Below are 25,408 nucleotides of genomic sequence, written 5' to 3' on the forward strand. Positions count from 1 at the left end.
AGCGGTCGGCTGAAGAAGCTCGGCTAATGAACGCTCGCCCAAATATGGAGATTGTGTACCGCTTTGCCCGCTTTTGGCTTTCTTATCTGAGCTTCCTTTGCTGGTATCTAAGGGCTTTAGATAGGTGTTTATTCTGCTGATTAGCAGTAAGTAAACGCTTAGCTTGCCTCCCTTAAAGCCCAACTATAACTTGGATTAATTCCAGCCTCGAGAAGTAGCTCGCTGTGTGGTTTTTCGCCCTACTATGCGCTTTCTTCTCTTGCTGGTGGCCTGCGGGCTGCTGTTCCTCTCCACCGTAGCTGTCCCGCTGCCCGCCGACACGGTCACTCTCCAGGTTTCCCGCTTACCAAGCAACGGCTTGTTACTCACCCAAGGCTGGCGCTATCAGTTGGGCGACAACCCGCAGTGGGCCCGACCCGATTTCGATGACAGCGCCTGGGATACTCTCGATCCCACTCGGCTCCGACGGGAACTGCCGGCTGTCCTGGGCATGAAGATTAGTTGGCTACGCCTGCGCTTCCGTCTCGGCGACAGCCTGCACCAGCGTGAAGTATTGATGAGTGCATGGCTGATTGGGACCTGCGAGATCTACCTCAACGGCCACCTGCTCGCGCACCAGGGTCTTAATGACGCCGACGCAGCTCGGGTACTGCCCCATGGCTTGGTGGGGCCAGTCGTGCTCCCAACGGGTGCACCGGCCGAGCAGGTGCTGGCGGTGCGCTACGCCCCCGGGCAGCCGCTACTGCGTGGTAATAGCTACCGGCCCCAATTTGCGATACGACTGTAATTGCCATAGCAGTATTGGCAAGGTGAGGCAACAAGTAAAGGTGCGGTGACACCTTTTCTCATTCTTCTGGGAATTAGTGCTTTGCTCACGCTACTGTACCTGGCCGTGCGCCAGCGCCAGTAGGTGGGCGAAGCCGGTTACCAGCCCACAGTGCGGGTCTCGACCCAGCAAGTGGATGGGCACGTGCACATTCGGGTACAGGACAACGGCACGGGTATGAGTCAAGCAGTGCGTGAGAAGATATTCCAGCCCTTCTTTACCACAAAGCCCCCCGGCGAGGGCACAGGCCTTGGCCTATCTTTGAGTTACGATATTATTGCCCAAGGTCACGGCGGTGGACTTGCCGTGGAAAGCCAAGAAGGTCATGGTTCAGAGTTTACCGTTTCACTAGACTGTGTAGATACTAAACTAAAAGAACGGTCATGCCGCGGGGCACGACGCCTCTCGTGGGCAATAGCTGCCCCACTCTCTGTCATCCTGACGCAGGAAGGATCTTCTCACTATAGAACAACTAGCATGGTAATGAATTGCCCTACCGTAAGAAGGTCCTTCCTGCGTCAGGATGACAGAGAGTGGGGTGAGAGATACATTTAGAAATCTACTTTGTGTAATTAATATAACAAAGACTGCACGCGAAAGGCGTCGCGCGGCATATCCACCTTATGTAGGTTGAAATCTCCTGCTTTTTACACGACTACCTGCGCCTCCATACGACTGTAGCTAATCGAGAACGATACTATTGATTTGACTTAATGTGCCTAGTTCTCATGAGACCGTAGACATAGTCAGCAGGGGGCTTATATACTTATACCCGGCAACACACCCTAATTACGTAGTTTTGCTGGCTAGAAACTTACTTCTATTCATTTCATGACCGACCTGCAAGCCACCATCGAAGCCGCCTGGGACAACCGCGACCTACTGCGCGAATCCATTACTACCGACGCTATTCATGCCGTAATCGAAGAGCTGGACAAAGGCCGCTTGCGCGTGGCCCAGCCCACCGCTAGCGGCGAGTGGCAGGTAAACGACTGGGTGAAAAAAGCCGTCATCCTGTATTTTCCCATTCAGCAGATGGAAACCCTGGAGTTGAAACCCTTCGAGTATCGCGACAAAATGCGCCTTAAAACTGGCTACGAAGCCCAAGGCGTGCGCGTAGTACCGCCCGCTACGGCTCGCTACGGCAGCTTTTTGGCCTCCGGCGTTATCCTGATGCCCAGTTACGTGAACATTGGTGCCTGGGTAGGCGAGGGGACGATGGTGGATACATGGGCCACAGTAGGCTCCTGCGCGCAAGTAGGCGCGCACGTGCATTTGAGCGGCGGTGTGGGTCTGGGGGGCGTTTTGGAGCCCGTGCAGGCAGCGCCGGTTATTATTGAGGATGGCGCTTTCATTGGCTCGCGCAGCATTCTGGTAGAAGGCTGCCACATCGGTAAGGAAGCTGTGATTGGAGCTGGCGTTACTATTACGGGCAGCACCAAAATCATCGACGTTACAGGTCCGGAGCCCAAAGAATATCGTGGCCACGTGCCGGCGCGCTCGGTGGTTATTCCCGGCTCTTATGCCAAGCAATTTCCGGCTGGCGAGTTCCATGTGCCCTGCGCCCTGATTATCGGCCAGCGCAAGCCAAGCACGGATTTGAAAACTTCGCTGAATGACGCCCTGCGCGAGCACAACGTAGCTGTTTAGCTTATTGTAATTAGCCTTCTTCCGTAGTGAAGAAAGCATAGAACCCGTCTTTAACTTGGTTTACAGCGCTGTAGATCAAGCCAGAGACGGGTTTTGTGCTTAATATCATTGCTGCCAATGATTTACATCAGAGACAGAAAGAGTCGGACGCTGTAATTTTCTTTCTGGCTGCTTACTCACAGGAGTACTCAGCTGATTCTTAAGAATTTGCTTATGCTGGCTCCGCTCCAAACTGCTTCCACTACCGAGGTGCCCCGGTCCGAAATCGTACCTGAAGGGTTGACTGCCGAGGAGGTACTTCTTCAAAGGCAGCGCTTCGGGGAAAACGTGCTAGCTCCTGCCACTCGCCACCGGTTTTGGGGAATTGTGCGCGGCATCGCAACCGAACCAATGTTTGCGCTGCTGGTCGCTACGGCGGGCATTTATCTCATTATTGGCAGTTATTCCGAAGCCTACGTTCTGCTGGGGGCCACCGCAATTGTAGCAGGCATCTCCCTATATCAGGAAGCCCGCAGCGACCAGGCGTTGCTTGCTTTACAACAGCTAGCGCAACCGCTGGCCCGGGTGCGCCGGGCCAGTCAGGATGTGGCGCTACCCGCCGCCGAGCTTGTTGTAGGCGATATCCTGCTCGTGGCGGAAGGTGAGCAGGTGGGGGCCGATGGCGTGCTGCTCGAAGCCCATGACTTGGAAGCCGACGAGTCATTTTTGACGGGCGAGTCGTTGTCGGTGAGCAAAGTGGCCGACGGTCAGCAGCAGCTGTTTGCTGGCTCGTCGGTGGTGGGCGGTACGGGCATCGTGCAGATTACGGCGGTGGGCAGCCAAACCCGGCTGGGCCTCATTGGGGGGCTAATTTCACAGGTGAAGACGCCACCGACGCCGCTTCAGCAGCAGGTGCGCTCGTTTGTACGCCGCATGGCAATGGTGGGCGGCGTGGCCTTCATTGTAGTGTGGGCCTACAACTGGTGGGACTCAGGCAGCCTGGCGCATGGGCTGCTGCATGGGCTAACGATTGCCATGGCCGTATTGCCGGAGGAAATACCGGTGGCCCTGTCGTCTTTTATGGCCTTGGGCGCTTGGCGGCTTATGCAGCAGCGCCTGCTGACCAAGCAGCCGCAAACGGTAGAAACGCTGGGTTCGGCTACCGTTATCTGCGTTGATAAAACCGGAACGCTCACCCAAAATCGTATGACGCTGAGCCAGCTCTATTACCCTGGCCAGACGGGTCCCCTTCCTTTTGAGGAGCAAAAAGAGCTTCCAGCACCGCTAACTGACTTACTGGAAACTGCTATGTGGGCCAGCGAGCCTACGCCCTTCGACCCGATGGAGCAGGCTTTGCATCGGGCTTATGCCCAAATAACTCTCATCGACCAGCGCCCGGCTTACCGCATGGTGCACGAATATCCGCTGGGGGAAAAGCCCCCCATGATGACGCACATCTTTGCGCATGCTGATGGCCGCCTGATCGTTGCTTGTAAGGGCGCCCCCGAAGGCATTATTGCCCGGTGCCATCTGCCCGAAGCCGAGAAGATTCAGGCGTTGGCTGTGCTCACACAGCTGACGACGGCGGGCCTGCGCGTACTGGGGGTAGCCAGCTGCACGGATATCCCCGAGGTATATCCGGCCTCGCAGGAAAACTTTGTTTGGGAGTTTAAGGGGCTGGTTGCTTTTACTGATCCACCCAAGCCGACAGCGGCGGCCGTGCTCCGGCAGCTGTATGAGGCTGGCCTGCAAGTAAAAATGATTACCGGCGATAATGCCCTGACAGCCGCTGCCATAGCCCAACAGGTTGGCCTGCGACACAAGGAGCCGATGCTAACCGGAGTCGAAGTAATGGCGCTGGAACCTGCGGCTCTGGAACAGCAAGTAGGAGAGGTTGATTTGTATGCCCGCATGTTTCCTGAAGCCAAGCTGCGCGTGATCGAAGCGCTTAAAGCCAATGGACAAGTGGTGGCAATGACCGGCGACGGGGTCAACGATGGGCCGGCCCTCAAGGCGGCCCACATTGGGGTAGCCATGGGCCACCGGGGCACGGAGCTGGCCCGGCAAGCCGCCGACCTCGTATTGTTGGATGATGATCTGGGTGGTATGGTTACGGCCATCAGCTACGGCCGCCGGATTTATGACAATCTGAAAAAGGCGGTGCAGTACATCATCGCCATCCATATTCCGCTTATTCTCACGGTGTTAGTGCCGTCCTTGCTGGCGTGGCAGTATCCGGTGCTGCTGGGGCCGGTGCATGTCATATTTCTGGAGCTTATCATGGGCCCGACTTGCTCCATTATCTTCGAGAATGAGCCGATGGAAGCCGATACCATGCAGCGCCCGCCTCGGCCAGTCACGACTACTTTTCTGCAACTTGGTGAGCTAGGCGGCAGTCTTATGCAGGGCCTTGTAATTGCCGCCGGGGTGCTGGGTGTGGCCGCTTATGCCCAGATGCAGGGCTATTCTGAGCCACTGACCCGCACGCTCACCTTTACGACGCTGGTGCTGGCCAACGTGCTGCTTACGCTCGTGAGCCGGTCGCGCCACCATACGCTGCGCCGTTCGCTGTATTACCATAATCCGTTGCTGCCTGCTATGCTGGCCCTCACGCTGGTTTTGCTGGCGCTTTGCCTCGCAGTGCCTGCTCTTCAGCAACTGTTTCAGCTACAATCGCTTAGCTGGCTGCAACTGGTAATCTGTGCTGGCGTAGCGGTTCTGAGCACAGGCTGGTTTGAAGTGTACAAAGCACTTAGAAGCCCTGAAAGCAAGGTTATTACGAATGATGCGCAATCCACCTCAAACCCCGACCATACAGCAACTGTGAATAAGTAACTGGCTCTAGTCGTTTGAATTAGGAAATGTGCGCTTAGCTCTCTCCGGATCGTAGCCGGTGCCGCCGAAGAAGTACAGCATCACAGCGCGGGAGTAGCGCAGCAGCACAGGCGTAAACAGCAGCACGGCAATAGACACCGTTACGATGTACACCCACGTATCCGGGTCGCCGAAAAAGTTATAGAGCAATACGCCCACCATAATCACAATGCCGGTGGAGAAGGCGTAGCTGATGTACATGGCGCCCCAGTAAAAACCGGTTTCGGGCTCGTACTGCAGTCCACAGACCGGGCAGCTGGCGGGCATGTCTGTGAACTTACTCAGGTTGAAAGCTGAGTGCGTAAAAAGGTCGCCCCGATGACAGCGCGGACATTTTTGGGCCAGCAAGGCTAAGAGGGTAGAGTCGTTGGCGGCCATAATGGGAGTAAAAATCAGATGAGAATGAGGCTGTAAACCAACGCCCGCCTAGTGAAACCGAATGTAATGTTAGTCGCGAAATAGGTGGTACAACGCCCCCTTATCAGTTGATACGCTTAAAATAATTGTTTTTGCCATGTTGGCCCAAAAAAGCCCCCCAGATATGTCTGGGGGGCTTTTTCACAGATTGCTGATAACTGCTGAAAGCGTGCTGTTTTAAGCCGTTGCTTTTTTGAGCTTTTCGCCAAACACCGCTTTCACCTTATCCACTTTCGGCTTTACTACAAACTGGCAGTAAGGCTGGCTGCCATTCAGGTTGAAGTAGTTCTGGTGATAGTCTTCGGCCCGATAAAACGTGCCTAAAGGTAGGATTTCCGTCACGATGGGCTTGGGAAAAGCATGGGCCTCGTTGAGCTTCTGCTTGTACTCTTCGGCCAGGCGCTTTTGCTCCTCATTGTGGTAATAAATGCCGGAGCGGTACTGGTCGCCTACGTCGTTGCCCTGACGGTTGAGGGTCGTCGGGTCGTGGGTTTTCCAGAACACTTCGAGCAGTTCTTCAAACGTGATTTTCTGCGGGTCGAAGGTGATTTGCGTTACCTCGTTATGACCCGTCAGGCCGCTGCATACTTCTTTGTACGTAGGGTTGGCGATGCGCCCGCCGGTGTAGCCCGACACGACTTTCTCCACGCCTTCCAGGTTCTGAAAAACGGCCTCTACGCACCAGAAGCAGCCGGCGCCAAATGTTGCTTGTTCCATTGTCAAGGGTTAGTCTAGGTGAGTTGGGAGCCAGCCACGCCGCTTATTCGATAAATGGCGGCAGTAACCGGTAACTACGTAGTAACAGCAAGTGAGCCCTGAAAGGTTTGAATCAGCCTCAATAGACTTCTGAGTAAAGCAATAGGGTCAACTTCGCGCAGAATAACAGCTAGGTTACCAGTGTTCAGATATAAAAAAGCCCCCCAGATAGTTTCTGGGGGGCTTTTTTGAAGAAAAAAATTACTTCCGAAACCGAGAAGCAACTACCAGATCCTTGCTGCCCGGCGAGTGGGTGTAAAAGCCTTCGCCCGACTTCACGCCCAAGCGACCGGCCATTACCATGTTCACCAGCAGCGGGCAAGGGGCATATTTGGGGTTACCCAGACCCTCGTGCAACACCTGCAGAATGGCCAGGCACACATCAAGGCCAATAAAATCGGCTAGCTGCAAAGGGCCCATGGGGTGGGCCATGCCCAGTTTCATTACCGTGTCGATTTCCTCCACGCCGGCCACGCCCTCAAACAGGCTATAAATAGCCTCGTTGATCATGGGCATGAGGATGCGGTTGGCCACGAAACCGGGGTAATCATTCACCTCCGTGGGCGTTTTGCCCAACTGGCGCGAAATGTCCATTACCTGCTGCGTTACCGCATCGGAAGTAGCGTATCCGCGGATAACCTCCACGAGCTTCATTACTGGCACCGGATTCATGAAGTGCATCCCGATTACCTGCTCAGCGCGCTTGGTGACAGCGGCAATGCGCGTAATGGAGATGGAAGACGTATTGGACGCCAGAATGGCTCCTTCGGGTGCGTACAGGTCGAGGTCGCGGAAGATCTGCAGCTTCAGGTCCACATTTTCGGTGGCCGCTTCCACCACAAGCTGGGCGTTGGTGACACCTTCAGCAATGCTGGTGTGAGTAGTAATGCGGCCCATAGTGGCCATTTTGTCGCCTTCGCTGAGGCTGCCTTTGGCTACCTGGCGGTCCAGATTTTTGCCAATCGTACCCAAGGCTTTATCCAGAGCGGGCTGTGAAATATCAATGAGCGTAACAGGAAATCCGTGCTGGGCAAAAACGTGAGCAATGCCATTGCCCATAGTGCCCGAGCCAATAACGGCGACGTGGAGCATACGAAAATATAAGTGGGTGGGAAGATGGATGTGACGACCGGTGGGCCGGGGCGCAAAACTAATCTGAAATGCAGCCAGCCCCAACTGTGACCTCCATCGGCCTACTCAGAGAATACTATTCGCTAAGTAATAAGTCAATTAAGTACAATCTGAAAAAAATAAAATTACTTTATAAATACGCATTCCAGCCTGTAGAGAGGCTTTTAGATCATATTTAGAACCTCTAATAAATAAATTGCGCTAGGGAGATATATCTTTTTTGAAAAGCGTCGCGTACAAATCCGCAAATCGCTTGCTAATTGGTTTCCTAACCACAATCAACTAGCTCCCGACGAAATTGTTTTTCCCTCACCCTACACCTCAACCCTAATACCATGGGAAATCTCCTGTACATCATTGCCGTCATCCTCGTTATTATTTGGCTGCTCGGCTTCCTGGGCTTCAATAGCTTTGGCTTAGGCAACTTGATTCACATTTTGCTCGTCATCGCCATCATCGCTGTGGTACTGCGTTTGGTTCGGGGCGGCACCGTTTAAATGCCTCTGTATGAGTAGCTGTTAGGTGCTGCTCAGCCTTCTAAAGAATCTAAAAAACGAAAAGAGCCGCTGTTCCGGATGGAACAGCGGCTCTTTGGCGTTGCAGCCCCGCTGGGGGGCAATTTTCGGTTACTTCAGGTCAAACAGAAAGCTGAAGCGAATGACAGGCTGACCATAGATATCGTCGAGGCCATCGTTGAAGTTGTAGAGCACTACAATGTCGGCAGCAGCCCGGTCGCTGAAGCGGCTGCGGTAGCCAACGCCTGCTAGGGGCGTATTCACGGTAATCTTGCCGGTAGAAATAACGCCTGTGTTCTGGTCCTGGAATAGCACTTCCGCTCGTGTTACTTCATATTCACCGTGCATAAAAAAGTCTTTGTAGAAGATAAACTGAGCAAAGCCTTTCAACCCAATATTATTGGTTTGATAGCTGGAAGGCGTACCCGGAGCCCGGAACTGAGCCGGAATCGAGTAGTTGTTGAAAGCATACGATATGCCCGGCCCCACCGCAAATCGCTCATTAATACGATAGCCAATAGCAGGCGCTATACTGGCGCTGAACTGACTGCCGTAGGCTGAACTGCCATTGTAGCCGAGACCAAAATTGGCGTACAGGAAGTACTTGCGCAGCGGCTTTGGCTGCTCCGAAGCCCGGCTACCTTCTGGAAACTCTAACCCAGACGGGCTGTCTCTGTTAGGCCTGGTTTGAGTAGGTAGAGGCTCGTCTACGGGTGGCGGTGGTGGTACGGGCACGGCCGGACGCGCCTCGTACTCCTTCTGCTGAGTTGGCGGGGTGACGGGTACAGGTGCGGCCGGAGGAGCCGTATTCAGCTGTGGCTTGGCCGGCGCGGGCCGTGCCGTCGTATCAGTTTGGGCTAAAGCAGCGGCCGGAGCCATAAACAGGGCGGCCCCAGCCAGGGCCCACGGGAGCAAGGTGCGTTTCATAGATAGCTGCAACGAGCTTAAGACACAAGTTGGTACATGCGTTGGCGTTGAGCCTTAATGGTCTCGTCGGCCAAATATTCTTCGTAGCTCATGCGCCGGTCAATGATGCCGTCGGGCGTAAGCTCGATAATGCGATTAGCAATCGTCTCAATAAACTGTAAGTCGTGTGATACGAACAGCAGCGAGCCGGTATAATCGCGCAGGCTGTTGTTGAGCGCCGTGATGCTTTCCAGATCGAGGTGGTTCGTTGGGTCGTCCATCACCAGTACATTGCCGCTCTCCAACATCATTTTGGATAGCATACAACGTACTTTTTCGCCTCCGCTCAGCACGTTCGACTTCTTCAGCGACTCTTCGCCCGAGAATAGCATACGACCCAAAAAGCCCCGAATAAAGCTCTCATCCTTCTCCCTAGAATACTGCCGCAGCCAATCTACTAGGTTCAGGTCGGTATCGAAGAACTCGTGGTTTTCGCGCGGAAAGTAAGATGGCGTGATAGTGGTGCCCCACTTGAAGTTGCCCGTGTCCGGCCGCACCTGCTCGAACAGGATATCAAACAGGAGGGAAGGAGCGCGGTCGTCGCGGCTGATGATGGCTACTTTATCCTTTTTATCCAGCGAGAAAGTAACGTTGCGGAATACGTTTTGGCCGTCCACCTTCTTGCTCAGGTTTTCTACCGTTAGCAGCTGGTTGCCGGCCTCACGATCGGCCTTGAAGGCGATATATGGATAGCGGCGCGAACTGGGCTTGATGTCTTCCAGCGTCAGCTTTTGCAGCAGCTTCTGGCGCGATGTAGCCTGCTTACTTTTGCTGGCGTTGGCCGAAAAGCGGCGCACGAACTCTTCCAGTTCTTTGCGCTTATCGTCGGTCTTCTTGTTAGCGTCCTGCTTCTGCTTCATCACCAACTGGGAGCTTTCGTACCAGAAGGAGTAGTTGCCGGGAAACATCGTGAGTTTCGAGAAGTCCAGATCGGCCATGTAGTTACACACGGCATCGAGAAAGTGGCGGTCGTGGCTGACCACAATCACTGTGTTCTGAAACGAGTCGAGGAAGTTTTCCAGCCACAGTACCGTTTCGGCATCCAAGCCGTTGGTAGGCTCGTCGAGCAGCAGCACGTCGGGGTTGCCGAATAAGGCTTGCGCGAGGAGCACCCGCACTTTGTCGGAGCCGCCGAGGTCGGCCATCATGGTGAAGTGCTTATCTTCACCAATACCCAGACCCGACAGCAACTCGGCCGCTTCGTACTCGGCATTCCAGCCTTCCAGGTCAGCAAACTCGCCTTCCAGCTGTGCGGCCCGCTCGCCGTCGGCGTCCGTGAAGTCGGCCTTGGCATACAGCGCGTCTTTTTCCTCCATCACCTTCCACAGGCGCGTGTGGCCCATAATCACGGTTTGGAGAACGGGGTATTGGTCGTAGGCAAACTGATCCTGGCGCAGCACCGAAAGGCGGGCACCGGCAGGCATATTCACTGAGCCCGTATTAGGCTCAATTTCGCCCGATAATATCTTCAGAAACGTGGATTTACCAGCTCCATTGGCTCCAATGAGGCCATACACGTTGCCGGGCATGAACTTAATGGTAACATCTTCAAACAATATGCGCTTACCGTAGCGCAGGCTTACATTGGAGGTACTAATCATAGAGGTGTGGATGCTGAAAACGAAAAATCGTTGGTGCCAACCTTGGAATAAGGACAATTCGGCGCGCAAAAGTACGCAAAATGCCCTGCGCACACGCTGTCTGGCTAACTATAAACGTCAAAATAGACAATCAGGCAAAGACAGTGTAGTGCTCATACTCAACAATTTGGCTAGAAAAAAAGCCCCCTGCGGTGTCAAAAACCAAAAAAATATATGGCTTGCACAACATCCCGCCGGATAAAAGAGTATAAAAAGCAAATGGAAATGCTAATCTTAGGCGACTGACTAACAGTTATCGTTGCCCTGGCAGTTCCTCTACCTCACTGATTCACCTTTTCACATTTTCCCCTTACCTGTATGGGTGCGTTTCGATTAACCGCTGAAAACAATGGAGTTCGCGTAGGTCTGTTCACGGGCGTTGCGATGATGGCTTACTTCCTGATTGCCAATCTGCTGGGCTTTGTTCGCATCGAATACAGCTTCCTAAATGCCGGTATTCTGGCCGTAGGAGCCTGCGTGGCAATCGCGCGTCTTAAGCGCGAGAAAGGCGACAAGCTACCGTATTTGCAGGGTTTTGGAACGGGTATCGTGACGTCGCTCGTGGCTTCGGTCGCTTTTGGATTGTTCTTCATTATCTATTCCTCCATTAATCGCGATTTTATGGAGCAGACGCAGGCTCAGGATCTGTTTGGCTTTGACTTATCGGTAACAATTGCCTTCCTCGCCATTGTATTGCAAGGTGCAATGGGAGGTATGATTGTCTCGCTCATCGCTATGCAGTACTTTAAGAGCCCTGATCATAAGCCCATGAAGGGAATTGAGTAATAGCTGAGTATACAAGTAGCCACCAAGAAAAAGCCCCCCAGAACTGTTCTGGGGGGCTTTTTCTTGGTGGCAATTTTCGGGAAAGGTTTGCTACGAAACTATGGGGATAGATGGATTGGACCAAATTCAGAAATTTTTATAAATCTTTTGTATGTTATACTTATAGCATATATATTTGTACTATATAAAAAGGCAGCTACACAAAACCTTTTTATTATCCACTCGTTTCAGCCTTTAATTGAACGCACGCATTAGTATTTTTTATCACTGCTTTCTATGAAATCAATATTTCTACTCGCACTTTTCATCTGCTGTTTTTACGCGCCTGCCTCCGCTCAAAAGCGCGACGTGTATGCTGAGCGTCCAGGTAGCTTAATGCCATCATTAGCCCGCGTAGATAACCTGACACGTGATATGAGCAGCAATCTTCGGTTGAATGAAGCCCAGTACATTCGGTTGCGCTCGGTCAATCAGATCAAACTCGCTCGTCTGAATGAAATTGAGTACGAATTCACGGATGCCGAGCAGCGTCGTCAAAAAGCTGCTGAGCTGGAGGCGCAATACGAAGCTGAGTGCAGCCGCATCCTGACTCCAACTCAATTAAGTGTTTTCCGTGCTGAGCAAAATCAACAGCCTGATCAACCCAGTAAAACTGATTCCAACGAAGGCGGATTAGGCTAAATAGCCTCGACCACCTGTTGAAAAAATATTTTTTAACCACAAAAAAGCCCCCCAGAAACATATCTGGGGGGCTTTTTTGTGGTTGTTTTTCTGCCTATCGCCATGCTGGCATAGAAATGCTCTCACGTTATTCTATGATGCCGGCACTGCCAAGGGACGTTCATACAAAACCTCCGTTACTACTCCTAAAGGACCGAAGCGCAGGGTAATTTTGTTGGCAGAGGAGCGCTGATGGCTTGGTTCGCACTGCGTGCCGGGCTCAACATAATAATAATAGGTTTTCTCAGTCTGAGCGCTCAGTTCTTCCTCATCGGGGCGGCCGAGTAAGTTGTCAATGCTGGCAATGCGGGCTCCATACAACTGGTCCCGGTAGCGGTTCAACGCTGGTAGCTGCGCGGCTCGCTTATTTTGGCAGGCGTAGGGGTCGCTGCGCCATGCCGCATCATCAAACCCTTCTATTTTGGGCAACGCATGCCCACAAGCAGTTAGAAATAAGGTGGCCGCTCCGGCCGCAAAAACTCGAAATAGGTGCATAGGCTGACAAGCGCAAAGGTGGGGCGATAGGTCGGCCGTTAGTGGACTGAGTATTCGACGCTATGCCGCTAAGCTACTTGTTAAGAACCGAATGAAAGACGATTAGTTGCTTAGAATAAGTCAGTGGGCGGGGTGGATGGTTTAAAATCCGATATAGCCTTCTCCTGCTCCCAATATTCAAACTGATCGGAAGTGAGGCGGGCCGCCATAAACTCGCGTAGATAAATACCACGTCGCTCTAAACAAAAAAGTTGAAACTGAGGGAGGAGACATGTCATGTCGAGGCCCTGCTGTCGGAACCGGCGACGATTATCAGCGTCTAGCGTGTCGAGCCAGTCGTTAAAGTCAGTTTCAGTAGGATAAAGCTCACGGGCCTGTCGGTAATAGGCAGCCGTAGCACGCGCGATTAAGTGCGGCAAGGAAGACATGAATAAGAGAAATGCAAAGGCGGAAGCAGGGAGCGGGGCGAGGTACTGGTAAGCGTAATCTTAAGCTAATCTGGGCCAGAAGTAGGAGTGAGAAATAAGGCGTTTATCGAAGCTGAACAGTAAGTTGAAAACTAATTACCGATTAATCTACTGAAATTACACCTTAATTCTGCTCAAAAGCTACTTACAAAGGTCAGAGAGTTTGTTTTTATGCGAATGAAGAACAATATGAAAGTATGTATTTGCTTTATTATTGCTTGGCAAAAGACAATTTAATGCATAAATTTAAGGATAATTTCTGTATAAACAACAAGTAGACCAGCTTATATGGAACGATGCTTCAAAATGTAATTATTTAATATATATTACACTCTAGCACTAGGTTTTATTTACAGTTATCCTTTGTAATTCCAAGAATTAAGCAGTAGGAATATGCTGTGTTTAAAACCTGGTTATTAGTCTGAAAAGCCATGGCAACGCTCTTCAGCGTGTTTTTCTAAGCGCTACGGTTGCAGTAAGTGTCGAACACTTTTCCCATTTCCCAGCTATAGCAGGCTTTTTGTATTAATTGCCGACCACGCTGTTGTAAGGTTACCATTGTATCATATAGTTTTTCGGTCGCGGGCGCTAATGATCTAGTATGACGCGTAAGCAGCGTAATCTGCTGGCCATTGGAATAGTAAAGCGTCAACTCCGCGCCTTCCAAAGGCTGGGGCACCCGAACACTAAGCGTAGCTGGTGGCTGGCGCGAAGTGAATAGCAGGAACAATGTCAGACGAGCCAATAGCTGCTGCTGAATCTGAGGTGAAATCTCAGCCGCATGCATCAGCGGCTGCAACTCACAGTGCAGTTGTTTTGATAAGGCGCTAAACGTTGTCATAAGAGGCTGTATGACAAGAGTGTATCATGAACCCGCTTACTCAAGCGAATCCGATGCAGTAGGTGAGAGGAGCGGAGGGTAATAGAATTTTATAACGCAGAAGTAATTATATTGTATAATACAGTGAAAATAATAGAATGTTGCATTGTATTTCATTAATTTTTGTAGTAGCGATTTGTGTCTTTATATGTGATTAATCATACGTAAATGTGAGCTATAAACTTCTAGATGATAGCGTTAAACATGCTTTTTTGCTATTTGATCAATTGATCATCAGCGGGCATAAAACGATTTTTGAGTTCTTTAAGCAATAATTACTGCATTATGATGTTAAAGTTGAAAGGCCCGACTTTTGCGTAAGCCTTGTTTTACCCTATTTTCGCAACACCAGCTCCAGCCGATAATGCGTACACCGACTGCCTTCGCTTGCCTTTCCTTGAGTCTTTTATCCCTTTTTTGCCCCCCAGTAGCTATTCCTGCTGCCAAAGCTAAATCAACTGCGGATAACGCCCCGGAATCGGTTTTGAGTGAGAATCGGCGAGCTACCTACTTGGCGGCTTTTGAGCAGCATACGCTGCATACGTACGCTTTGGCAGGCCTCCCTGCATCCGGCCTTCCCCTCGATGTGTATCGTCAGGCACTGATGGGCTATTATCAGCTTCAGAAGCGCGGCTTGGCTAATCCAGCCAAAAACACCCTTACTATCATCGATTTCAACCGTTCTAGTCGTCTGAAGCGTCTGTGGGTTATTGATTTGCAGAAATCACGGGTAGTTCACCATACATTGGTCGCCCACGGTATAAACACGGGTCAGGAGTTTGCGCAGGCTTTTTCTAATCGAGTAGGCTCGGAGATGAGCAGCCTGGGTTTTTACGTGACGAGTCAGACCTACACCGGTAAGCACGGCTTGTCCCTGCGTCTGCGCGGCGTAGACCCAAGCTACAATACGAATGCTGCCAGCCGTGCGGTAGTAGTGCACGGCGCCGAGTATGTGTGCGAGGAATTCGTGCAACGCCACGGTCGGCTCGGGCGCAGCCAGGGTTGCCCCGCGCTGCCCATGAAAGAAAGCAGTGCTATCATCCGAACTATAAAGGATGGCACAGTACTGTTTGCGCACGCGCCTTCCGGCGTGCACTACGATTCCGACTGGCTCGAGCTAGATCCGGCCTTGCAAGCTTTTGCTCAGGTGAAAGGATTAAACTAGCTGATAACTCACGTCACTAAAAAAGCCCCCCAGAACTAATTCTGGGGGGCTTTTTTAGTGACGGGTTACTTTTCGAAAGCAGAATATCGGCTAGGCTCGGTCGCTGGTGGTTTTCACCAAGTTGATGCCTGCGAAGAAGAAAATAAGGCCTACGATGAAAGGTACCAGACTGTTGATCTTGCTAAGATTCACGCCGGCTATTCCTAAAAAGCCTAAAGCGGCGTAAATAATGCCGATAATACCCAGAATGGTAAGGATGGCGCCGAAGGTGCGTTTCTGATTCATAAAAGAGGGAGATTAGGGAGTACAACTGAACAAGAGGAACCGGTTGCGAACCAGTTTTGCGCCTGATACGCTAACCAAGGCAAATTGGGTGCCTCTCTGTAGCAACCCTGCTGCTGAGTGCGCGTTAGAAGCCCGTCGGCTCACATTAAAGCCGCGTTTTCCCTCCCCTAATTCTCCCTACTACCATGAGAGGAAGCCTTCGTTATTTGATTGCCCTGGCTGTTGCCGCCTTTTCCTTTGTAACCTACTATTGCAACCGCCAAACGAACCCGGTGACCGGCGAGGTGCAGCACGTAAACATGACCACTGAGCAGGAAATCGCGCTCGGTTTGCAGGCTGCCCCCCAGATGGCTCAGCAATACGGTGGTCTGCACCCTGATCAGCAGGCCAGTGCTGCCATAAAACGCATTGGCGCCGCGCTAGTCCAGTCATCCAAAGCTGATCAGTCGCCCTACAAATTCGATTTTCATCTGCTGGCCGATGAGCAGACCATCAACGCGTTTGCCTTGCCCGGCGGGCAAGTATTTATTACGGCCGGCTTGCTGAAAAACATGAAGACGGAAGGACAGGTGGCTGGCGTGCTGGCCCACGAGATTGGTCACGTCATTGGCCGCCATTCCGCTGAGCAGTTAGCCAAATCGCAGCTGACGCAAGGCTTGGCCGGTGCCGCTACTATCGCCGCCTACGACCCGGATAGTCCCGGTAGCTCCATTGGCAAAGCGGCCGTAGCAGCGGCTATTGCGAAGGTAGTTTCCTTGCGCTTTGGACGTGAAGATGAGCTCGAATCAGACCGCCTGGCTGTGCAATACACCGCCGATGCCGGCTACGACCCCCGCGCCATGATTCAAGTAATGGAGATTCTGGCGCAGGCCGGTGGCCAAAGCCGCGGCCCTGAGTTTATGAGCACCCACCCCGATCCGGGCAACCGCGTAGGCGTACTGGAAAAGGAAATTTCGGAGCGCTTCCCCAGTGGCGTTCCCAGCGGATTGAAGCAGTAATTACCTAATCCTGAACAGGAAAGGAGGAGACGTAAGGCGGAGTTCAGGAAACTCATTATCCGCCTTCGTTCTCCTCCTTTTATTCTTAAAACCTATTGCAATGGCTGCTGAATCAACGCCCCACCTGCATTCGCTGCTGTTTGTCCTCAATCCGATTTCCGGCGACATCGATAAGCAGAATATAGAAACCACCATCACCGATTTCTGCTCGCAGCGCGGCCGCCGAGCCGAGTTTTTTCATACTTCCGGCGAAAACGACCTTGACAAGCTCAAGGCGCACCTAGCAGCCAACTCCTACGATGCTGTATTTGCCGCTGGAGGCGATGGCACCGTGAACTTGGTAGGCGAGGCGCTACTGGGGGGCAAAATTCCGCTGGGAATACTGCCCTTGGGCTCCGGCAATGGGTTGTCCAAAGACCTAGGCATTCCGCAGGATATGAACGGCGCTTTGGATGTGATTTGGCAGCACAAGCTGCGCGCTCTGGACACCCTTCACGTGAGTGGGAATTTTTCGGTTCACCTAGCCGATCTGGGTTTTAATGCGCTGGTAGTGGAGCGATTTTGCAGCGGTGACACGCGCGGGCCGGGCGCTTATATTCGGATTGCCTTGCAGGAATACCTCAGCTACGAGCCTGTTACTTACCGCATCGAAACCGACCGCGAACAGTTTGAAGGGCCAGCGTTTATGCTCACTATTGCCAACGCCAGTACCTTCGGCAGCAACGTGGTGATTAATCCCGACAGCCGCCTAGACGACGGCGAGTTCGAACTCTGTCTGATTGAGCCATTTCCCGCCACGGCTTCCTTAGGCATTCTATATCATCTCTATACCGATGCCTTCGATACGTCGGTGTATACGCGCCGCTTGCGCTGCCGCCGCGCCAGCATCCAAGTGCCGGGGCAGCCGCGAGTACTCGTACAGGTTGATGGTGAACCCCTGGAGTTGGATACACCAGTTGAGGTAGAGATTAATCCGCGGAGCTTGCAGGTGCTGACGCCCGCGCTGGAGTAGACGCGGCGCCAGAAATGCCCCCCAGCCCAGCTAGCAAGCGGCGCCGAAATGGTTCAGGGGCGCGTTCGGTACCGTCGGCGTTGCCGGGCTCTAGCGTGCGTAGCCAGGCTTCACCGTTTTCGTAGAAATCCAAGGTAAAGAACCCTTTGTGCTCGTGGGTGAAGGTCGCTTTGCCGCCTTTGCCTACATACGCCGTTTTGCTGCCCGAGCCACTAACTAGGTAATGACCATTCTTGTAAGCAAAGTATTGCAGGTTATGGTCGTGGCCGGCGGCGTAGATGATATTTGGGAACTGATGCAGCACGCGCAGCAGGCGGCGGCGCATTTTGCGGTAGCGCGGGTGAGCCATGTCCTCCTCCGCGCCCACCACCCGCCGGTACATCGGAAACAGGGAGCCCACACCCGGCAGGGGTACATATGCCCGCTTGTGCACAGCCGTGAGGGGAAATACGTGCTGCTTGGTCGTGAACTGCCCGCCGTGCATCGCATTGGAGTAAAGCGGGTGGTGCCCGGCTACCACAATCTGCTGATGGCGGTTGGCTTCCAGCAAGAGCTGTAATTGTTGGAAAGGCATACGGCTATCCGTAGCCTTGCAGCCATAAGCTGCCCCAAGGGGGCGCGTGCCGTGCTGCACCCACCACTGCGTATTGAGCACCACGAGTAGCAGATTATCGGCCAGCTGCACAGTTACAGGGTCGGGGCAGCCGCCGGGGGGCAAATATTGGGCAGCGGGCAAGTGTTCCCGCACGTATGCTTCCTGGCGCAGCAGATACTGAAAACCGTCGCTGCGGCCTTTGTTCCAATCGTGGTTGCCACTCAAAAACACTACCCGGCCGGGGTAGCGCAAGGCATCGAGCTGGATATCTAAGCGTCGCTCAGCGGCCGCCCGACCGATGGACGTTTCAGCGGGCAAGCCTGTCGGGTACACATTATCGCCAAGAACAACCACCGTACTATTGGCGCCAGCTTCTTCCAGCCAACTGTGCAGTAGGTTCAATACCGGGTCGCGGCCATCGGTGGCTACGGCACCTAAGTCGCCAACCAAGGCAATGCGGTGGCGCAGCGGCGACGCCGGGTCGGGTTGGTGCTGCTCCCAGTCGCGCACGGCCGGAGCTATATATGGCAAGCGCCGATAGCGGCGTTCCTGCAAATAGCGCCACAGCAGCCACGCCACCAGCACCAGGTTGATACCCAGCAGAATGTAGAAAAGAAGGGTAGGAGTTGGCAAAGCAAATAATCAGATGTACAGGAGCTTATACGCACCACTGGCAGCGTAGTATAGAAGCATCTGGATTGAGTAAGTGTTTCAGGTAAGTTTTCAGGATCAAAGCATAAGCCCGGTTCCCTGAAAGCTGGCGCGTGGAGTCAATTTCTTCATTGAAACTTACTTGAAGCCTTTATAACTCCTTTCAACTAAATACATCAAAAAAGCCCCCCGACAACCTGTTAATAGGTTATTGGGGGGCTTTTTTAATAGGCAACGACTAAGCTACCTAACTATTTCCAGCGACTGATAAACTGGTCGAAGGCTTCGCGGTATCCGTCGCTGACGGGAATGGTTTCGGCCCCTATTTGCACCGCGCCGCGTCCGATGGCAGTAATATGTTGCAGCCCTACAATGTAGGAGCGATGAATGCGCATAAACTGCCGGGCCGGTAACCGCTCCTCCAATGATTTCAGGCTCATCAGCGACAACAAAGGCCGGGCCTCACTGCGGCGGTGTACTTTCACATAGTCCTTTAGGCCCTCTACGTACAGAATGTCCTGATACGGAACGCGCACGAGCTGATACTCGACTTTCAGATAAAGATAATCTTCCTCTGGCGCCGGTACAGATGAGGCATTTGGAGCAGGTGAGGAAGACGGCTGCTTAAGGGCAGCGTAGGACTGCGCTTTTTGCGCAGCCCGTAAAAACTCCTCGTACGTGAACGGTTTCAGCAGATAATCAAGCGCATCTACTTTGTAGCCTTCCAGGGCATATTGATTGAACGCCGTTGTAAATACCACCCGCGGCCCGTTTCCACCCGGCCCTCGATCTAGCACACGCGCCAGCTCCAGGCCGTTCAAGTCAGGCATTTGAATATCCAGAAAAAGCAAGTCGACTGGCGTGGGTTGGTGCTGTAAGCCTCGAAGCGCCGCCACCGCACTGCTATAAGTGCCCACGAGCTGCAGAAACGGCGTTTGCTCGATAAAGTGACTAACCAGCTTGAGGGCCAGTGGTTCGTCGTCGACGGCAATGCAGGTAAGCGTCATAGCAAAGGGTTAGCTTAGGCGAAGCAGTAGGTGCACTTGGTATTCGTGCTCGGGCGTTTGCTCCGTCACGGTCAGCGTGTGGCGGTTGGGATACAGCAACTCAAGCCGCCGCCGGGTGTTCACTAGTCCAATGCCGCTGTTCTCATCCAAGGCCACCGGCCGATCCGCGAATACGCTATTTTGCACGGTTACTTCCAAAGTTTGAGGCGTCGGCTGCTGTACAGTAATGCGTATACGACTGGGAGCCAGTGTGCTCACGCCGTGCTTAAACGCGTTTTCCACGAACGTAAGTAGGATCATGGGAGCAATCGGCGCCTCTTGCAGCGGGTGAGGGGTTGTGAACTCAATTTGGACGTTGTCGGTTAGGCGCAGCTGCATCAGGTCGATATAATCCTGCAAAAACTGCACTTCCTGACTAAGCTGCGCGGTGCCATGTTGGGTATCGTAGAGCACGTAGCGCATCATGCGGGAGAGACGGTGAATAGCTTCACGCGCCCGCTCTCCATCGAGCAGGGTGAGGGAATAGATATTATTGAGCGTGTTAAAAAAGAAGTGCGGATTGATCTGTGCTTTCAGCCAGGAGAGTTCAGTGGAAAGCTTTTCCTGCTCCAACGCTTGGCGTAGCTGGCTTTCACGCTGCCCGCGCTGCACGGCCGCAACGCTAGTGCCCAGCCCCACCACCAATAGCGTAGAAAGCACAACCGCCGGATTAACCCAACCCAAAATTCCCGATTGCGACCTTTGTGGCCCACCCGGCCCACGCTCGCGGGGACCTAGCCCATAACTTTGGGGCACTTCTTGACGGAAGTTGCCGATTGAGGCTTCAAAATAGGTTTGCAAGCGACGGTGTGCCATTACCACCCCAAGTACGACTATCACCACAAACCCGATGTAGAGCAGCACCCGGCGATGGTACAGGAGCCGGGGCACGGCCCAGTTACTGTTTAGATAAAAAATGCTCAGCGACGTAACAAACAGCGCCGCTTGGAGCAGATAATAAGGTCTGCCTGACAATCGCCCTGCCGGCTGGGTGAACAACAGTACGCCCAACAGCACCCAAATGACGGCGTGCAGTAACCAGGTCTGGGCTTGACGCGGCATAAAAAAGGGCATCCAGGGTGCTTTTGCTAAATAAACGTGCGCGCCGCTTGGCTTTGGGGCCAGCGGCGTGGGCAGAATAAACGTGTTCAAAGTACAGGGGTTGTCGGGTAATACTAGAGGCTGGGGGGCAAAAGTCAGCTCATCAAACCACTAGGAGAAGTTGCTAGGTCATGGAGGCCTCCAGTTCAATAGCCACCACCACGGCCTCATTGCTCAACGCTTCCAGCTCCACTTCCGCTGTGTCCCACAAGGCGAGCCCGTCCTTCTCGTGCAACAGTCTGCCTTCCACCTCAAATGCTCCCGCCAGTACGAAAAGGAATACTTGAGAGGTAGGCTTTTTTAAGGTGTACAAGGTTTCCTGGCGGCCCGCAAATCGGCCGATACTCACCTTAAACGGAAGCGAAACGCCCGTCTGATCTGCTACCTGAACAGGAACTATCTGTTTTACCTCCACCAGTTGATTGGGTTGATCCTGACAGTTGAAGGTAAATAGGCGGTTCAAAGCGCCTTCGGCCGTCTGGGGTACTCTTATCCAGAGGTGCAGAAAAGTAATCACCTCGTTATCATAGGGGTTCGCAAAGTGCAGGGTGCTGCCCGCAGGCACCGTTAGCAGGTGCATTTCTTCAACGTGGGTCAGGGCTGGTGTTTCCTGAAGGAGCCCAACTCTAACGGCCCCGGTTACAGGAATAATGAGCACATGGGTAGCTTCTGTTACCTTCAGGGTTACTTGCTGGCCGCCGCCCAGAGTTTCCTCATTCACGGCCTGTAGGTTGCCAAACGCCTGCTTATGCTCGTGTACATAGGCGCCAAACTGGAAGGTACTATAGCGCCGATATTGAGCCGTTTCGGCTGCTCCGCGCTGGTCGCCTAAGAATATCTTACCCGGTGTTTGCTTAATCATGTTAGTCGCGCGTTTGCAAGGAATAAATGGACAGAAAGGGAAGTAGTGAAAGTTGGTTCGTGAGTATTTCGCCCCCCACACCTGCTGCCTCCGATACCAGGAGTTGCGTACCAATAGTGTCATGCCACATCAGCGGCTCTGAGTAGAAATTTATGGCTACCTGATGCCGGGCTTTATCGAGCAGGTCTGAGTTGATAATCTCGAACTGAAACTTGCTGAACTTCAGGAAGTGCCGGCCCAGGTTGTCGATCACGTCGGGCACTAGGCCGCCCAACTGCTGCACATAGCCCCGCACCGCCGCGCTTACCAGAAAGTGAAGCTGGTCGGCGCCGGGTGCGTAGTGCAGCAACTCGCCAAAGGAGCGGTATTTCTTCTCCTGATTCAATAGCTGCGCCTGCATCCGAAACTCCGTGTAGGTATCTTCAAACACCATTTTCTCCCACGGTCGGCTGGCGTTTGCGTCAATGATCTTGCGGTAGCACAGCGTAATCAGGCGGGTAGACATGCAAGGAAAACTATACCGTTATAGAACCCCATTTTGGTCTCTGGGGGGCAAATTTGGGTGCCGCGTTAGGCGGCTACCCCGAAGGTGATTGACAGCTCAAAGCCTGCCGTGGTACTGCCTGTTACGGTGGCCAATTCCTGGGTTACGCCGTCGCTGAACACGTTGTCGCTGGCATTGTAGGTGTAGCCGTTCAGGCCCTTGCCGTAGCCGTTTACCGCCGCTACCGCCGACCCGCTTCCTTCAGGGAAAGCAATCTGGGTTACTTTCAGCGACGTACCGTTGGCGGCGTAAACGTGCACATGAATGTGCGTGGCCCGGCCGTTGTACCAGCCTGGAAAGATGCTGGTAAATGTCACCTGCCCGTTGGCATCCGTGGTCTGGCGCCCCCGCAGGAAGTGCACGTTGGTGTAGTTGGTCGACTGCATCCCGCTGCCGCCGTACTCGGAGTAGTTTCCCTCCGCGTCGCAGTGCCAGATGTCGACCAAGGCCCCAGCCAGGGCCGCGCAGCTATTATTAGTGTTTGTGATGGTAATCTTGGCGGTCATTTTGTGGCCGGCTTTGCCATCCGTTATGTCGCTGCGCACATAGGAGGCGGGCGCTTTAGTAGGAAAAGGGCCCTCTGTCTCTGTGGGCGCTACGGCGCAGCTACCGGAGCTGGTGCCAGTTCCGGTTCCAGTTCCGCCCGTTGACGGCGTAATCGAATCCGATTCCTTGCCGCAGGCGCTGAGCAGAGCAGGAGTGGAGATGGCGCCTACTAATAAGCTTTTGAGAAAATTCTTTCTTTCCATGAGGTAGCTGTCGGAGAAGGAGTTGCTGAATGAATGATCGAATTTCGTTCGAACCCATTTCTGCTACAGCACACAATCGACAGTTCGGGCTTTTGTATAGATGAATAGCCCTCGTTGAGCTAAAGCGCTACCCAAAAAAGCCCCCCAATTAGCTCAGCGCTGAAAATCACGGACTTGAAAACCTGATAAAGATCATGGCTGATCATGATTTGTCACATGGCTTATTTCCTGATGAAATGCCACATTTGGCTCTTTAACAAAGCGTTAGATGGTTATGAAGCCTGCCCTGCTTATTCTGACCGATTTTTTCGCCGGCTCCAACCGAGCCTTAGCCTTCGCTACTGCCATAGCGAAGCCTCTCGGAGCTCGGTTGGTGCTATTGCACGTAGAACGCACTTCCCTGCTCGACCCGGAATTGCTGACGGGTAAGCGGGTAGTCAGGTCCAAGAAAGAAACGGATCTGGCATTAAACCACCTGATCCGTGACCTGCCCGTGCTTGCTCAGGCAGAAGTGGCTTCGGGCCGTGTGGAAGAGGCCGTGCTGGAAAGCACCAAGCTGCATAATCCGATGATGATTGTGCTGAGCCGGCCGGCTGACGAAGATATTCCTGATGTGTTGGTGACTACTACCGCGCTTAATCTGCTGAAAATAAGTCCCTATCCCTTGCTTATTGTTCCGCCGCATACCCTGCCGATCGAGGTGCCGCAGCGCATACTGCTGGCCGCCGATGGCGATGGGTTTGAGCTAGGTGAGCATGTGGCCCCCATCCGCGACTTCTTCAACGCTTTGCAGATTGATCTGACGGTGGCCCACATCACCGAATCGGCTACTCGCCACACCACCCAGCGGGCGCTTCAAACGGTGGAGGACACCGGTCTCACCCGCGACCTCCCTCGCCAGGTGCGCCCTTACCATGTGTGTCACACCCACGCTGGCGAAGGAATATTGCAGGCGGTATCGGAGCAGGGGGCCGATATGCTCGTAATGATTGCGCGGCGGCACCGATTCCTGGAAAGGCTGTTTCATACCAGCGTAACGGCGCAAATGATTTTGCACAGCCCGGTTCCGGTGCTTGTGTTGCCCGCCCAGCGTGTATCCCGCGGCGTTGGCAGAAGCCTACCCCGCATCATGAATATAATGAATTGACTGTGAGTAGAATAGTGTGATTAACCTTTTAATAGTCTGTGTTCTGTATGCCATCATTTGAAAATCAAGTTGTGCTGATTACCGGAGCTTCTTCCGGCATCGGGAAAGCCGCCGCGGAAGCGTTTGCTAAAGCGGGCGCCCACGTAGTAGTAGCCGATGTGTCGGCGGAGGAAGGAGAGGCGGTGGCCCAGCAGTTGAGCGCTTTGGGGCCCAAAAGTTTGTTTATTGCCTGCGACGTAGCCTCATCGGCCAGCGTGCAAAATCTGATTAACCAAACGCTCGACACCTTCGGCCGGCTCGATGTAGCGATTAACAACGCTGGCATAGGTGGTGCTTCGGCCTTCAGCGCCGATTACCCCGATGAGGAGTGGCAGCGCGTGATTAACATCAACCTGAGCGGCGTCTGGTACTGCCAAAAGTATGAGCTTCAGGCCATGGTAGCGGCCGGGCGGGGCGTCATTATCAATATGGCCTCTATTCTGGGGAAAGTGGGCTTTGCGGGCGCATCGGCATACGTGGCGGCCAAGCACGGCCTCATCGGCCTGACCGAAACCGCCGCGCTGGAATACGGGCCGCAGGGCATTCGGATAAATGCAGTCTGTCCGGGCTTCATTGCCACGCCCATGCTCACCAAAGCAGGCATCGACGATGCGCACAAGGATCTGCAAGAAGCGGTTGCCTCCAAACACGCCATGCATCGGCTGGGCAAACCCGAAGAAATAACAGGTGCGTTGCTGTGGCTGGCTTCCGATGAAGCATCGTTCGTAACGGGCCAGGCCATTGTGGTGGATGGCGGCTACCTGGCGCAGTAACCGCCGGCAGTAACGATGCACGTAAAAAAGCCCCCCAGGTAATCATTTGATTACCTGGGGGGCTTTTTATGTTTAAGACTGGTGTTTAGAATGAGCCAGCGTAGTAACCCCAGGCGTCATTGTTTCGGGCCAGGCCCGCCGCTTCCGTAACCGTGTCATTAAGCTGGTGATTTACTTCCGGACGGCTAGTCACGTCATGGGAAGGAGCAATGCGCTGGCGGCCGCGCGAACCGGCCGCTGACCGGCTCACCCGCGCGACCGACGGGTAGGTTGAGTGAAGAGCGGGATACGTGATTTGCTTGTTCATAGCAGTAGAAAGAGTAGTTAGTTCAGATCAGG

At 53.3% G+C, this 25,408-nt stretch carries 27 protein-coding genes and 1 pseudogene; 12 read left to right on the forward strand and 16 right to left on the reverse strand.

Annotated elements, in window-relative coordinates; translation table 11 throughout:
- The first annotated feature begins 244 nt into the window (after nt 1-244).
- The 4 genes and pseudogenes from H8B13_RS14540 to H8B13_RS14555 all read left to right on the forward strand — a co-directional run bounded on the left by H8B13_RS14540 (nt 245) and on the right by H8B13_RS14555 (nt 5,290).
- The gene (locus tag H8B13_RS14540; RefSeq protein WP_187311514.1) at nt 245-787 is read left to right on the forward strand and encodes a hypothetical protein; all 543 of its coding nucleotides are present in this window, start codon (nt 245-247) and stop codon (nt 785-787) included.
- 132 nt (nt 788-919) lie between these two features.
- Nucleotides 920-1,177: pseudogene (locus H8B13_RS21695) on the forward strand (sensor histidine kinase); the annotation flags it as partial.
- Nucleotides 1,178-1,657: 480 nt separating this feature from the next.
- Nucleotides 1,658-2,476 (forward strand): 2,3,4,5-tetrahydropyridine-2,6-dicarboxylate N-succinyltransferase, encoded by an 819-nt coding sequence (locus H8B13_RS14550; RefSeq protein WP_187311516.1) that lies wholly within the window; start codon nt 1,658-1,660, stop codon nt 2,474-2,476.
- 213 nt (nt 2,477-2,689) lie between these two features.
- Complete coding sequence (locus H8B13_RS14555; protein WP_187311517.1) at nt 2,690-5,290, forward strand: cation-translocating P-type ATPase; 2,601 nt, start codon at nt 2,690-2,692, stop codon at nt 5,288-5,290.
- Nucleotides 5,291-5,296: 6 nt separating this feature from the next.
- Here the strand turns inward: H8B13_RS14555 and H8B13_RS14560 are convergent, their stop codons facing one another.
- The 3 genes from H8B13_RS14560 to H8B13_RS14570 all read right to left on the reverse strand — a co-directional run bounded on the left by H8B13_RS14560 (nt 5,297) and on the right by H8B13_RS14570 (nt 7,594).
- Entirely contained in the window at nt 5,297-5,707 is a 411-nt protein-coding gene (locus H8B13_RS14560; protein ID WP_261990378.1) for a DUF983 domain-containing protein, read from the reverse strand.
- Between the two features lie 216 nt (nt 5,708-5,923).
- Entirely contained in the window at nt 5,924-6,463 is a 540-nt protein-coding gene (gene msrA / locus H8B13_RS14565; RefSeq protein ID WP_187311518.1) for a peptide-methionine (S)-S-oxide reductase MsrA, read from the reverse strand.
- Nucleotides 6,464-6,703: 240 nt separating this feature from the next.
- Entirely contained in the window at nt 6,704-7,594 is an 891-nt protein-coding gene (locus H8B13_RS14570; protein WP_187311519.1) for a 3-hydroxybutyryl-CoA dehydrogenase, read from the reverse strand.
- A gap of 374 nt (nt 7,595-7,968) precedes the next feature.
- Between H8B13_RS14570 and H8B13_RS14575 the strand changes: the two genes are divergently transcribed.
- Nucleotides 7,969-8,130 carry a lmo0937 family membrane protein gene (locus H8B13_RS14575; protein ID WP_133272977.1) on the forward strand — a complete coding sequence of 54 codons (162 nt, stop codon included), beginning with the start codon at nt 7,969-7,971 and terminating at the stop codon, nt 8,128-8,130.
- A gap of 129 nt (nt 8,131-8,259) precedes the next feature.
- Here the strand turns inward: H8B13_RS14575 and H8B13_RS14580 are convergent, their stop codons facing one another.
- Both H8B13_RS14580 and H8B13_RS14585 read right to left on the reverse strand, forming a co-directional pair.
- Nucleotides 8,260-9,075 carry a hypothetical protein gene (locus tag H8B13_RS14580; protein WP_187311520.1) on the reverse strand — a complete coding sequence of 272 codons (816 nt, stop codon included), beginning with the start codon at nt 9,073-9,075 and terminating at the stop codon, nt 8,260-8,262.
- 17 nt (nt 9,076-9,092) lie between these two features.
- Complete coding sequence (locus H8B13_RS14585; protein WP_187311521.1) at nt 9,093-10,715, reverse strand: ABC-F family ATP-binding cassette domain-containing protein; 1,623 nt, start codon at nt 10,713-10,715, stop codon at nt 9,093-9,095.
- A gap of 357 nt (nt 10,716-11,072) precedes the next feature.
- On the opposite strand from H8B13_RS14585, the gene H8B13_RS14590 reads away from it, so the two are divergent.
- Nucleotides 11,073-11,540, forward strand: coding sequence for a DUF4199 domain-containing protein (locus tag H8B13_RS14590; protein WP_187311522.1), 468 nt, complete (start codon nt 11,073-11,075; stop codon nt 11,538-11,540).
- A 276-nt stretch (nt 11,541-11,816) separates the two neighbouring features.
- A complete protein-coding gene (locus H8B13_RS14595) occupies nt 11,817-12,221 on the forward strand; it encodes a hypothetical protein (protein ID WP_187311523.1) in 405 nt (134 codons plus the stop codon).
- A gap of 132 nt (nt 12,222-12,353) precedes the next feature.
- Here the strand turns inward: H8B13_RS14595 and H8B13_RS14600 are convergent, their stop codons facing one another.
- The 3 genes from H8B13_RS14600 to H8B13_RS14610 form a co-directional block, all read right to left on the reverse strand.
- Nucleotides 12,354-12,755 (reverse strand): hypothetical protein, encoded by a 402-nt coding sequence (locus H8B13_RS14600; RefSeq protein ID WP_187311524.1) that lies wholly within the window; start codon nt 12,753-12,755, stop codon nt 12,354-12,356.
- A 110-nt stretch (nt 12,756-12,865) separates the two neighbouring features.
- Nucleotides 12,866-13,183, reverse strand: coding sequence for a hypothetical protein (locus H8B13_RS14605; RefSeq protein WP_187311525.1), 318 nt, complete (start codon nt 13,181-13,183; stop codon nt 12,866-12,868).
- 496 nt (nt 13,184-13,679) lie between these two features.
- A complete protein-coding gene (locus tag H8B13_RS14610; protein WP_187311526.1) occupies nt 13,680-14,063 on the reverse strand; it encodes a hypothetical protein in 384 nt (127 codons plus the stop codon).
- A 436-nt stretch (nt 14,064-14,499) separates the two neighbouring features.
- Between H8B13_RS14610 and H8B13_RS14615 the strand changes: the two genes are divergently transcribed.
- Nucleotides 14,500-15,267, forward strand: a complete 768-nt coding sequence (locus tag H8B13_RS14615; protein WP_187311527.1) for a murein L,D-transpeptidase catalytic domain family protein — start codon at nt 14,500-14,502, stop codon at nt 15,265-15,267.
- Between the two features lie 90 nt (nt 15,268-15,357).
- On the opposite strand, the gene H8B13_RS14620 is transcribed toward H8B13_RS14615, so the two are convergent.
- The gene (locus tag H8B13_RS14620) at nt 15,358-15,552 is read right to left on the reverse strand and encodes a hypothetical protein (RefSeq protein ID WP_133272968.1); all 195 of its coding nucleotides are present in this window, start codon (nt 15,550-15,552) and stop codon (nt 15,358-15,360) included.
- Nucleotides 15,553-15,737: 185 nt separating this feature from the next.
- Here H8B13_RS14620 and H8B13_RS14625 point away from each other — a divergent pair, with 185 nt between their 5' ends.
- Nucleotides 15,738-16,550 (forward strand): M48 family metalloprotease, encoded by an 813-nt coding sequence (locus tag H8B13_RS14625; RefSeq protein ID WP_187311528.1) that lies wholly within the window; start codon nt 15,738-15,740, stop codon nt 16,548-16,550.
- Between the two features lie 100 nt (nt 16,551-16,650).
- On the forward strand, nt 16,651-17,562 hold the full coding sequence (locus H8B13_RS14630; RefSeq protein WP_187311529.1) for a diacylglycerol/lipid kinase family protein: 912 nt from the start codon (nt 16,651-16,653) through the stop codon (nt 17,560-17,562).
- Here the strand turns inward: H8B13_RS14630 and H8B13_RS14635 are convergent.
- The 6 genes from H8B13_RS14635 to H8B13_RS14660 all read right to left on the reverse strand — a co-directional run bounded on the left by H8B13_RS14635 (nt 17,519) and on the right by H8B13_RS14660 (nt 23,110).
- Nucleotides 17,519-18,790, reverse strand: a complete 1,272-nt coding sequence (locus H8B13_RS14635; RefSeq protein ID WP_187311530.1) for a metallophosphoesterase — start codon at nt 18,788-18,790, stop codon at nt 17,519-17,521. The genes H8B13_RS14630 and H8B13_RS14635 overlap by 44 nt on opposite strands.
- Nucleotides 18,791-19,059: 269 nt before the next feature.
- A complete protein-coding gene (locus tag H8B13_RS14640) occupies nt 19,060-19,815 on the reverse strand; it encodes a LytR/AlgR family response regulator transcription factor (protein ID WP_187311531.1) in 756 nt (251 codons plus the stop codon).
- A 9-nt stretch (nt 19,816-19,824) separates the two neighbouring features.
- Nucleotides 19,825-21,006, reverse strand: a complete 1,182-nt coding sequence (locus tag H8B13_RS14645; protein ID WP_261990379.1) for a sensor histidine kinase — start codon at nt 21,004-21,006, stop codon at nt 19,825-19,827.
- A 73-nt stretch (nt 21,007-21,079) separates the two neighbouring features.
- Nucleotides 21,080-21,817 carry a hypothetical protein gene (locus H8B13_RS14650; protein WP_187311532.1) on the reverse strand — a complete coding sequence of 246 codons (738 nt, stop codon included), beginning with the start codon at nt 21,815-21,817 and terminating at the stop codon, nt 21,080-21,082.
- A 1-nt stretch (nt 21,818) separates the two neighbouring features.
- Complete coding sequence (locus H8B13_RS14655; RefSeq protein WP_187311533.1) at nt 21,819-22,322, reverse strand: hypothetical protein; 504 nt, start codon at nt 22,320-22,322, stop codon at nt 21,819-21,821.
- A 65-nt stretch (nt 22,323-22,387) separates the two neighbouring features.
- Complete coding sequence (locus tag H8B13_RS14660; RefSeq protein WP_187311534.1) at nt 22,388-23,110, reverse strand: intradiol ring-cleavage dioxygenase; 723 nt, start codon at nt 23,108-23,110, stop codon at nt 22,388-22,390.
- A 274-nt stretch (nt 23,111-23,384) separates the two neighbouring features.
- On the opposite strand from H8B13_RS14660, the gene H8B13_RS14665 reads away from it, so the two are divergent.
- Nucleotides 23,385-24,257 (forward strand): universal stress protein, encoded by an 873-nt coding sequence (locus H8B13_RS14665; protein WP_187311535.1) that lies wholly within the window; start codon nt 23,385-23,387, stop codon nt 24,255-24,257.
- A 47-nt stretch (nt 24,258-24,304) separates the two neighbouring features.
- Nucleotides 24,305-25,069 (forward strand): SDR family NAD(P)-dependent oxidoreductase, encoded by a 765-nt coding sequence (locus H8B13_RS14670; protein WP_187311536.1) that lies wholly within the window; start codon nt 24,305-24,307, stop codon nt 25,067-25,069.
- Between the two features lie 85 nt (nt 25,070-25,154).
- Here the strand turns inward: H8B13_RS14670 and H8B13_RS14675 are convergent, their stop codons facing one another.
- Entirely contained in the window at nt 25,155-25,376 is a 222-nt protein-coding gene (locus tag H8B13_RS14675) for a hypothetical protein (RefSeq protein WP_187311537.1), read from the reverse strand.
- Between the last annotated feature and the right edge of the window lie 32 nt (nt 25,377-25,408).

It is taken from the genome of Hymenobacter sp. BT188 (assembly GCF_014333585.1).
GTDB lineage: Bacteria > Bacteroidota > Bacteroidia > Cytophagales > Hymenobacteraceae > Hymenobacter.